Annotated in this window: 13 protein-coding genes; 2 read left to right on the top strand and 11 right to left on the bottom strand. The window is 31.4% G+C overall.

What is annotated here, in order from left to right; genetic code table 11:
* Positions 1-28 precede the first annotated feature (28 nt).
* From smpB to HMPREF9129_RS04040, 7 genes are all read right to left on the bottom strand, one after another.
* On the bottom strand, positions 29-481 hold the full coding sequence (gene smpB / locus HMPREF9129_RS04070; RefSeq protein ID WP_004820623.1) for an SsrA-binding protein SmpB: 453 nt from the start codon (positions 479-481) through the stop codon (positions 29-31).
* Entirely contained in the window at positions 471-2,606 is a 2,136-nt protein-coding gene (rnr, locus tag HMPREF9129_RS04065; RefSeq protein WP_004820621.1) for a ribonuclease R, read from the bottom strand. Before rnr ends, smpB begins: the two co-directional genes overlap by 11 nt.
* Positions 2,606-3,775, bottom strand: coding sequence for a D-alanine--D-alanine ligase family protein (locus HMPREF9129_RS04060; protein WP_004820619.1), 1,170 nt, complete (start codon positions 3,773-3,775; stop codon positions 2,606-2,608). Before HMPREF9129_RS04060 ends, rnr begins: the two co-directional genes overlap by 1 nt.
* 13 nt (positions 3,776-3,788) lie before the next feature.
* Positions 3,789-5,345 carry a UDP-N-acetylmuramoyl-tripeptide--D-alanyl-D-alanine ligase gene (locus HMPREF9129_RS04055; RefSeq protein WP_004820616.1) on the bottom strand — a complete coding sequence of 519 codons (1,557 nt, stop codon included), beginning with the start codon at positions 5,343-5,345 and terminating at the stop codon, positions 3,789-3,791.
* A 7-nt stretch (positions 5,346-5,352) separates the two neighbouring features.
* A complete protein-coding gene (locus HMPREF9129_RS04050) occupies positions 5,353-6,111 on the bottom strand; it encodes an alpha/beta fold hydrolase (RefSeq protein WP_004820615.1) in 759 nt (252 codons plus the stop codon).
* A 12-nt stretch (positions 6,112-6,123) separates the two neighbouring features.
* Complete coding sequence (locus tag HMPREF9129_RS04045) at positions 6,124-6,483, bottom strand: coiled-coil domain-containing protein (protein ID WP_004820612.1); 360 nt, start codon at positions 6,481-6,483, stop codon at positions 6,124-6,126.
* 124 nt (positions 6,484-6,607) lie between these two features.
* On the bottom strand, positions 6,608-6,799 hold the full coding sequence (locus HMPREF9129_RS04040; protein ID WP_004820611.1) for a hypothetical protein: 192 nt from the start codon (positions 6,797-6,799) through the stop codon (positions 6,608-6,610).
* Positions 6,800-6,963: 164 nt separating this feature from the next.
* Between HMPREF9129_RS04040 and HMPREF9129_RS04035 the strand changes: the two genes are divergently transcribed.
* Both HMPREF9129_RS04035 and HMPREF9129_RS04030 read left to right on the top strand, forming a co-directional pair.
* On the top strand, positions 6,964-7,203 hold the full coding sequence (locus HMPREF9129_RS04035; protein ID WP_004820608.1) for a glutaredoxin family protein: 240 nt from the start codon (positions 6,964-6,966) through the stop codon (positions 7,201-7,203).
* Positions 7,204-7,211: 8 nt separating this feature from the next.
* Positions 7,212-7,448 (top strand): glutaredoxin family protein, encoded by a 237-nt coding sequence (locus HMPREF9129_RS04030; RefSeq protein ID WP_004820607.1) that lies wholly within the window; start codon positions 7,212-7,214, stop codon positions 7,446-7,448.
* Positions 7,449-7,531: 83 nt separating this feature from the next.
* On the opposite strand, the gene HMPREF9129_RS11925 is transcribed toward HMPREF9129_RS04030, so the two are convergent.
* From HMPREF9129_RS11925 to HMPREF9129_RS04015, 4 genes are all read right to left on the bottom strand, one after another.
* Positions 7,532-7,672: a hypothetical protein gene (locus tag HMPREF9129_RS11925; protein ID WP_004820605.1), complete on the bottom strand. Its 141-nt coding sequence runs from the start codon at positions 7,670-7,672 to the stop codon at positions 7,532-7,534.
* A 291-nt stretch (positions 7,673-7,963) separates the two neighbouring features.
* Positions 7,964-8,281: a hypothetical protein gene (locus tag HMPREF9129_RS04025; RefSeq protein ID WP_004820604.1), complete on the bottom strand. Its 318-nt coding sequence runs from the start codon at positions 8,279-8,281 to the stop codon at positions 7,964-7,966.
* An 18-nt stretch (positions 8,282-8,299) separates the two neighbouring features.
* A complete protein-coding gene (locus HMPREF9129_RS04020) occupies positions 8,300-8,731 on the bottom strand; it encodes a hypothetical protein (protein ID WP_004820601.1) in 432 nt (143 codons plus the stop codon).
* 48 nt (positions 8,732-8,779) lie between these two features.
* A complete protein-coding gene (locus HMPREF9129_RS04015) occupies positions 8,780-8,983 on the bottom strand; it encodes a hypothetical protein (RefSeq protein ID WP_040552295.1) in 204 nt (67 codons plus the stop codon).
* Between the last annotated feature and the right edge of the window lie 181 nt (positions 8,984-9,164).

Here is a 9,164-nt window from a genome sequence, read left to right as displayed (position 1 = left end):
AAATGGACGACTAAGCCATCCACTTTCTTTAATATCTTTCTTTAAGCGCTTGTTGAATTTTTCTATCGGCATCTTTTTTAGCTAAGGTGTCTCTTTTATCGTATAGTTTCTTACCTTTTGCCACTGCCAATTCCATCTTAACTCTTCCATTTTTCAAATATAACTTCAATGGAACTAGAGTATTTCCCTTTATTGTAAGTTCTCTTTCTAACTTTCTAATCTCGTTCCTATTTAATAAAAGCTTTCTCTTTCTCATAGGGTCTACATTAAAAATATTTCCCTGTTCGTATGGGGAAATGTGCATTCCCTCTACAAAAACTTCTCCGCCTGAGATTGACGCATAGGAATCTTTTAGATTAGCTTTGCCTTGCCTTAAAGACTTAACTTCAGTTCCAACAAGCACTATTCCAACTTCAAGAGTATCTTGAATAAAATAGTCATGCCTTGCCTTTCTGTTACTGGCAATTGTATTATCGCTCATCTTCCTCGCTCCTATCTTCTTTAGAAAGATTTATATTTATATCTTGAATATCTTCTGTTATTACAAAATCTACTGTTCCCTTAAGTGTGTTAGCTCCAACAACTTTTACTCTCACTTTGTCGCCTATGTCATATACTTTTCCAGTATCTCTTCCTATAGCCTTGAAATTATCTGCATCATATTCAAAATAATCATCTAAGTCTTGGTAGGAAATTAAACCTTCAATTGTATTTTCAAGTTGAGCAAACATACCAAAGCTTGTTATTGAAGTTATTATCGCTGGATATTCTTCGCCTATTCTATCTTCCATATACTCCGCAAACTTCACAGACTCAACAGTTCTTTCCGCATCTTGAGCAAGTCTTTCCATAGCTGATACGTGGTCTGCGATTTCCGGCAACATCACTTCTAAATATCTCAATCTACCTTCTGTCAATTTACCTTTTATTAAATCTTTCATAATTCTGTGAATAGTAAGGTCAGAATAACGTCTTATCGGAGAAGTGAAGTGAGAATAATATTTTGCTGCAAGTCCAAAATGTATATCATTTATTTCAGAATATCTTGCTTTCATAAGACTTCTAAGTGCTATTGTTGAAACGAAAAGCTCTTCATCTTTTCCCTTAACACTCTCTATCAACTTTTGAAAATCTTTAGATTCCATATTTTGAGTATTTAATTTCAAGCCTAAGTGTCTCAAAACCTTATTAAGATTTTCTACTCTCTCAGCATCAGGCTTTTCATGTATACGATATAAGAAAGGTATTTCCATCCAGAAGTATTCTTCAGCCACTACCTCATTGGTAATCAACATAAACTCTTCGATCAATTTATCAGCTGTTCTTCTCTCTCTTCTTCTTACATCTACTGTTTTTCCATTATCATCTACATCAATGTATGCCTCTGGAAAATCAAAATCTATTGAGCCTCTGTCCATTCTCTTATGTCTAAGTTTTAAAGCTAACTCATTCATCTTAGTTAAATCTTCTTCTAAACCTTTTACAGATTCGTGAACAGTCCCATTTTCTAAAAAGTCACTCACATTTGTATAAACAAGTCTTCTATTTGAATTTATGACTGTGTTCATTATCTTATGTCCAACTAATTTTGCATTCTTATCAAAATCCATATAAACAGAAAACGCCAATCTGTCTACATTTTCGTTTAATGAGCAAATTCCATTTGAAAGCTCTTCCGGAAGCATTGGAATTACCTTATCTACTAAGTAGTAAGAATTCCCTCTCTTGTATGCTTCTTTATCTATTTCATCAGATTCTTTGACATAGTGACTTACATCAGCTATGTGAACCCAAAGTCTTAAATTGCCGTCTACTTCTTCAATTGAAATTGCATCGTCAAAATCTTTTGAATCTGCTCCGTCAATTGTAAAAGTTGTAAGCTCTCTAAGGTCTTTTCTTCCGGCAAAGTCCTTTTCTGTAACCTTTTGAGGAATTTCTCTTGCAGCTGATTTAACAGCTTTTGAGAACTCAGTAGGTATGTTCATATCTCGAGCTATGCTCATTATGTCCACACCTTTTTCGCCCTTGTAACCTAAAATTTCTACTATCATTCCCTCAGGTTTCTTACCTTCTTCAGGCCATTTTTTTATCTTAACTACTACTTTTTGATTGTCTTTTGCTCCGCCAATGTCTTTTTTAGCTATATATATATCAAAAGCTATCTTATCATCATCCGGAACCACAAACCCAAATGTTTCTTTCTTTTGAAAAGTTCCGACAACAGTTTTATTCCCTCTATCAATTATTTGTATTACTTTTCCTTCAAGAGAATGTCCTGTTGAACCATCTAACACCTTAACTAATACTTCATCTCCATTTAATGCAGAAGATAAGTTTTTTTGAGATATAAATACATCTTCATCAGCTTGAAGTAAAAATCCAAAACCTCTTTCATTTCCTTGGATTTTACCACGTCTATATTTTTGTCCATCTATAGGAATGTATTTTTGTCCGTCAAAAAAAATTCTTCCATCTTTTTCCAATGTTTTTAAAACTTTGTCAAATGCAGATTTCTCTTGTTTACCTATTTCAAATACTTTGTATATTTTGTCCTTTGTCATTGGACTTGAGTCTTTTAACTTGTCGTACACTTTGTCAATTATCATTATAACTTAGCTCCATATGTCGTCTTCTTTAGAAGATCTGAATCATAAGAGGTTATGTTTTTAGATTTTTGATTAAACCTCTTATATGCCAATTCAATTAATTTATTTATTTCTTCAGTGAAGCTAATTCCACTTACTTCAAATAAATAGAAAGAAATTGAACCTGGAAGTGTGTTGATTTCATTTACATATACTTTTTCGCCATCAAGCAAGAAATCTATTCTAGCCACTCCCATTCCGTCTATTGCTCTAAAAGCAACCTTTGCATAATTTTGAATTTGATTTTTTATGTCCTCTGTGACATTCGCCGGTAAATTCTTAGATTGATTTGCCATGCCATCCATCTTAGAACCGCCCTTTGAACCTGAGATATACTTTTCATCAAATTTTAAAAAGTCCTTCCAACCAATAGGTTCTTCAAGTTCAGAAACTTGTAAATCATTTTGGTATCCAAGAACTGCTGCATTTATCTCTCTCGGATTATCTACAGCTTTTTCTATTATTATTTTTCTATCGTATGACGCAGCCACCTTTATCGCTTCAATTAGCTCTTCTCTATTCTTAACTTTAGAAATTCCAATTGAAGAACCTAAGTTGGCTGGCTTTACAAATAAATTATACCCTATTTCCTCAGCTTTATTGATTATCTCGTCTTGATTCTCAAAATCCTCTCTGTAGAAATAGAAATATGGGGTCATAGGTATTCCTTCAGATTCAAATACCTTTTTCATTATTACCTTGTCCATACCAACAGCCGCACTCATAACCCCACATCCAACGTATGGAACTCCTGTTGTCTCTAACATACCTTGGAAACAACCATCTTCTCCATAAGTTCCGTGTAGTGCTGGAAATACACAGTCAACTTTTATATATTTCTCAAGAGTTGTGCTCTCTTTTCCAAATAAACCACTCTTTTGAGTTACTTCTCTATATAAATATTGGTCTTGAGGTTTAAAAAATACTTCAAAAGTTTCGCTGAAATCTCCTTGCTTGAAAGTTTTAAAATTCTTTAAACTATCTCCGCATAAAAATTTTCCTCCTTTTGTAACATAAAGAGGCACTGCATTATATTTTTTATCCATATTTTCTACAACTTGCATACCTGTGATAACTGAAACCTCATGTTCAACAGATCTGCCACCAAAAACTACTACTATATTTTCCATTTTTTCCTCCTAATCAGCTTTCACTATAATTATCTGGTAAATCATTTTCAAATAATACAATATCTCCCGGTTTAGTAATACTTCCAAGAACTTCAGTAGCCTTTGTCAAAGACTCAACTACAAATGTATTTTCCTTTGCAAATCCAGACGCTTCAAGCCCTCTTTGAATAGGCTTAGTTCTATTAGGTCCGACTAAAATCGCATAGTCACAAACTTTTGCAATCTCAGACGCAACTTTTTCATTTTCCTCTTCTTCAATATCTCCAAGCTCAACCATTCCCGGAGTTATTATTATTTTTCTACCACTCTTAAACTCATTTAATACATCAAGTGCTGCTCTAAATCCTACAGGATTAGAATTAAAAGCATCATCTATTACTATTACGCCAGTTCCGCTATCAACTATGTTCAATCTGTGCTCAACCGGTTCAACCTTTTTAATACCTGCGCTTATCTGCTCTAAACTAAGTCCAAGAACATATCCCGCACAAGCTGACGCAAGTAAGTTTGATATATTGTGTACGCCTAACAATTTACTCTCACAAGGTATCTCTCCAATGTCTTTTACTCCAAGAGTGAACTTTGAACCATTTTCATCAACTGTTATATCTTTTGCATACACATCTAATTTTTCAATATCTTTAATTCCATAGTTAATAGTTCTTATCTTAGTCTTATCTGATAATGGCTTTACATAGTCATTGTCATAATTAAAAATTGCCACGCCATCTTCAGGTAAGTTTTCAATTAACTCATACTTTGTATTTTGTATATTTTCTATTGTCTTAAAAAGGTGCATATGAGTTGGTCCGATTGCTGTTATTATACCTATATCAGGTTGTACAAGTTTAGCTACCTCGTCAATTTCTCCCTTTTTCTTCGCTCCAAGTTCAGCAATAAACACTTCATAGCTCTTATCCAAATCATTGTTGATTACTTTTGAAAGTCCCATTGGTGTATTGTAAGATGATGGAGTGTTCTTAACTCTAAGTCCTTCTGAAAGAACTGTATCAGAAATAAATTTTACAGATGTCTTCCCAAAAGAACCTGTTATCCCCAAAACTTTCAATCCGTCTTTTTTCAACTCTCTTATCTTACCTTGGGCGTTAGTATAAAATCCCATATTGATTTTTTCTTCAACAGGAACTTGTCTATTGTTTGAAATTTCAAGCACCTTGTATTGGTAGTAGTATAAAACTATATTGCTCAAAATTAAAAATGCAAAACCTAACGCTGGGTTAAATAAAAATCCCACAAAGCCAACAATTAATAAAGCACTTATAAATATAATGTTTGTCGCCTGATGTCTTTTTAAAAGTCTCTTAGCCCTATCAGTCCACACAAGTGGAGATTTTACTTCTATTGCTTTTTCATATACAAACTTGTTCATTTTTGATTTATTTTCAGCAATCCACTTTGTATATTCTTCCGTTTCATAACCTTCAAGTTGAAGCATGTGAATTGGAAATTCACTTCTCTTTGTAATAGACTTATAATTCAAAATAGAAACTGCTATCCCTATTACAAAATATATAATAGTCCCTATCATCATATTCTCAAAAATATCCATATTTCTCCTATCCTAAAAATGATTTTAATACTGCACTAAATGTTCCATAGTCATCAATATAACTAAAATGTCCCCCATTTAATACAACCAATCCCGAATCTTTTATCTTTTGTTCAAACACCTTTGCCATATACAGTGGAGTTGCATCATCAGTTTCTCCCCAAACCAAAAGTGTCGGAGCTTTTATCTTTTCAAAATATTCTTCAGTAGATTCGTTTACTACTTTTACAAAAGTCTTTCTCATAATTCCTTGAGAAGATTGATAATCATCAGAGCCATACTTTTTATAAAACTTTTCAAGCCTTTCATCCTTATCTCCGCTTGAAAATGTCGTGTAAACTTTTCTCAAAAACTTAAAAGAATAGACCTTAAAATAATACTTTAAACTTCTCTTAGGTATCACCCCAGAGGCATCTACCAAAACTAATTTATCTACCATTTCCGGATGTTTTGCCGCAAAAATACTAAGAGTCTTTCCACCAAAAGAGTGCCCTACAAAAGTTGCCCTCTCTATATTCATCTTGCTCAAAAAACGTTCCAAAAGTTCTTCATAATCATGTGTGCCCCAAACTTCTCTCGGCTCTTCAGAATCTCCAAAGCCCGCTGAGTCATAAGCATATACATGATATTTAGGACTTATCGCATTTATTATCGGCACTACAGACTCTATATTCGCTCCCCATCCATGGAGAAGCACCAAGGGAATTTCGCCCTCTCTTTCAAAATAAGCAACCTTTGTGCCCAAATCTATATACTTTTTTTCCAAAACTATTCCTTCTCATTCATCTATATATTTATTTTCATCTCTTACTTCATCAGATTTAAAATTAGAAAATGACTTTACGTATTCATACTTGCTTTTAATAGCTTCTATTCGAGCTAAAAGCCTGTCAATTTCAGCAATTGTATTCTCTTCAAAATCAATGTCCACTGTAGCGCTCTCTTTTTTTAATTTGAACACATACTCTCCAAGTTTTCTATACTGTGCGCTTAACTTGCTCTCTTCTTTTACCAACTCAACCTTAAGCTGAGTTTGGTCCTTGATTTGTTTAGAGTTCTTTTCAATTTTGCTGACTATTCTTTGTAAATTATCCTTTAAATCCGAAACATTGTCGCTAAAATCATTAAATAAATTCATGATCTCACCTCTACTTGATTCATTATACCAAAAAATATAAACTTTGGACTTAACTATGTTTAAAATATGCAAATTTAGAGCTTTCTTAAATTTTTAAAACTATAAAATTTATCTCAACTCATAATTATTTTTTATAATTGATTTCTAAATAACTAACCAAAAATATCGATAGCATAAGTAATCTTCTCGACAAAATAGCAACTAATAAATTTCCGTGAAGCGCTATACCATTATATTCAAAATACATTTTAGCTAAAAGATACAACACTATATGAATTATAGTATTTCTCACAATTATTTTTAATCTATCGTCCATTAACACGCCTCCATAGATTGTTTATTTATATACTACAACAAATCAATTGATTGTGCTCACGATATTTTAAACTATCATCATAACTATGTTATCTTGACACACTTTAGCATATTTGTTTAATAAGCAGTTTTCAGGGTAAATAAATTATAGAGGTGACTTATAAAATGGAAAATTTAAGATTATTTGTCGGAACAGTATGTCCTTTTTGTAAAAGAGTAGAAAAATTTATAGAAGATAATAAAATTGAAGGTGTTGAACTAGTGAACATTGACGAAAATGTTCAAGCAAGAGAAGACCTTATTGAAAAGGGTGGCAAAAAACAAGTGCCTGCTCTTGATTTAGGCGATAAGATTATGTACGAATCTCTTGATATCATGAACTACCTTAAAACAAAAGGAGAATAAATAATAAAATGAAAAATTTAAAACTATATTATAAACCAACATGTCCTTACTGCTTAAAAGTTTTAAGATATATGGACGAAAATAAAATTGAAACTATTGAACTTTTAAACGTAGATGAAATAGATGGATTGCGTGCAGAACTTGCTGAAAAAGGCGGCAAGACTCAAGTGCCTGCCCTTGATATCGACGGCAAAATCATGTATGAATCTGATGACATTGTCGAATATTTAAAAGCAAATTTTTAAAATAAACTTTATAACAACACTTAAAAGCAGTTAATTGTAATCGTTAACTGCTTTTTCTTTAACCCTTATGTAACTTTTATAAATTATAAATGTAGTCCAGTGCATTCTTTTTTAGATAGATTATGCTCTTCCATTAAAAATTTTATTGCATCTTTCTTTTTATTTTCTATCATCAAATCCAATAAGTATATATCTTCTTCTATTGGAATTTCCAATGAAGACATGCTATCTTTACCTTCATCTTTTAAATATTTATAAAATGATTTTTGTTTGTGTAAATTCGTCTTCGTAAATCTAATGAACTATTTGCAATATATCCTTCTAGAAAAAATTAACAATATAAAAAATTGTTATAATTATATATCTATTCATAAGTTTCTCCCTTTTACATTACTTATATAATTCAATTTAACACACTACAATTAATATTTCACTAATTTAAGATTAAATATTTAAAAGAGTGCTAATTTCAGCACTCTCTTAATTTTAAGTATTTAAGTTACTAATACAAACTACTATAAAAACAAACCCTTTTGTTCAATAATTGCTTTCATTAGCAATATTGTGCATAATTGCCATAAAATTACCATAAAAGCAAATCCCTTCTGAGTCCACTTTAACTCCCTATTTATAAAAATTGAATGTAGATTTGCTAAAATCCCTAGGATTGTCAATATAAAAAAGATTACGACTTCAAACTTTATCGGCGTAGGATTATTAAAATCTCCATGTCCAATATCCACACATAATGGAGTAGTTAAAATCCACGAAGTTGCTCCAAAGCTAAATATATAATTTTTTAAACTCAGTTTCTGCCTTTTATCTTTTTTCATAACATCCCTTTCAAATGTTTAAAATGTGTAGACACTTCTCACATTAAAATAATAAGCTGTATAGCAGTCATTTCCTCTACACTTTCTTTGACATACTCCAACGCCATTAAGAACTATCCCAGATTTTGATAAATAAATTCCACCTAAATCACGTACTGCATCTAAACAATCATGTATCTGATTTAACATTGCTATATCTATCGCACCTACTCCACTAGCATATAAAAATCCAGCAATTGCCGCTATTTCAATACCCCATCCTACTGCAGAAACAATCTCTGCATAAGTAAATCTTAAGTTAGGCATTGCTTTTTCAGAGCCTATAGGACAAGTTCCTCCATCATAACCGAATGGTTTAATTTCTCCATAGCTTTTCAATTTAGGTACAAAACTAAAATCCGCTTCTTTTTTATCCAAATCAATTACTTTTTTTGTAATAGATGATGACAATGTATTTTCTATTTTATCTAAATAGAATGTGCTTTCTACTTCTCTGCTTTAATTAATTACTTTTGTAACTTTTGATACTTTATCTTCGTATATTTTAATTGTTTTTAAAACACCTTTTTCCTTTATTTGAATAGTGTTTTCATCAATATAGTTTAATTCTAATACAGGTTCTTCTTGTGCATAAACAAAATATGGACTCAACGAACTAATTAAAATCGTTAAGAACAACAACATACAAATTTTCTTTTTCATAATACACCTCTTATTAGATTTATTCAAAATCGATTTCATTTGTATTTTATTATTTTTTTTGTCAACATTTATTTTTTCCAATTGAAAATGTTTTATTCAAACCTGCATTAGTGCATCAAATTTATCTAAATAATAAAAAGACTTTAAGAAAAATATATTAATCTCCTAAATTACTTTTTAA

The organism is Peptoniphilus indolicus ATCC 29427 (assembly GCF_000227315.1).
Classification (GTDB): Bacteria; Bacillota; Clostridia; order Tissierellales; family Peptoniphilaceae; genus Peptoniphilus; species Peptoniphilus indolicus.
This window is presented reverse-complemented; position numbering and strand designations above follow the sequence as displayed.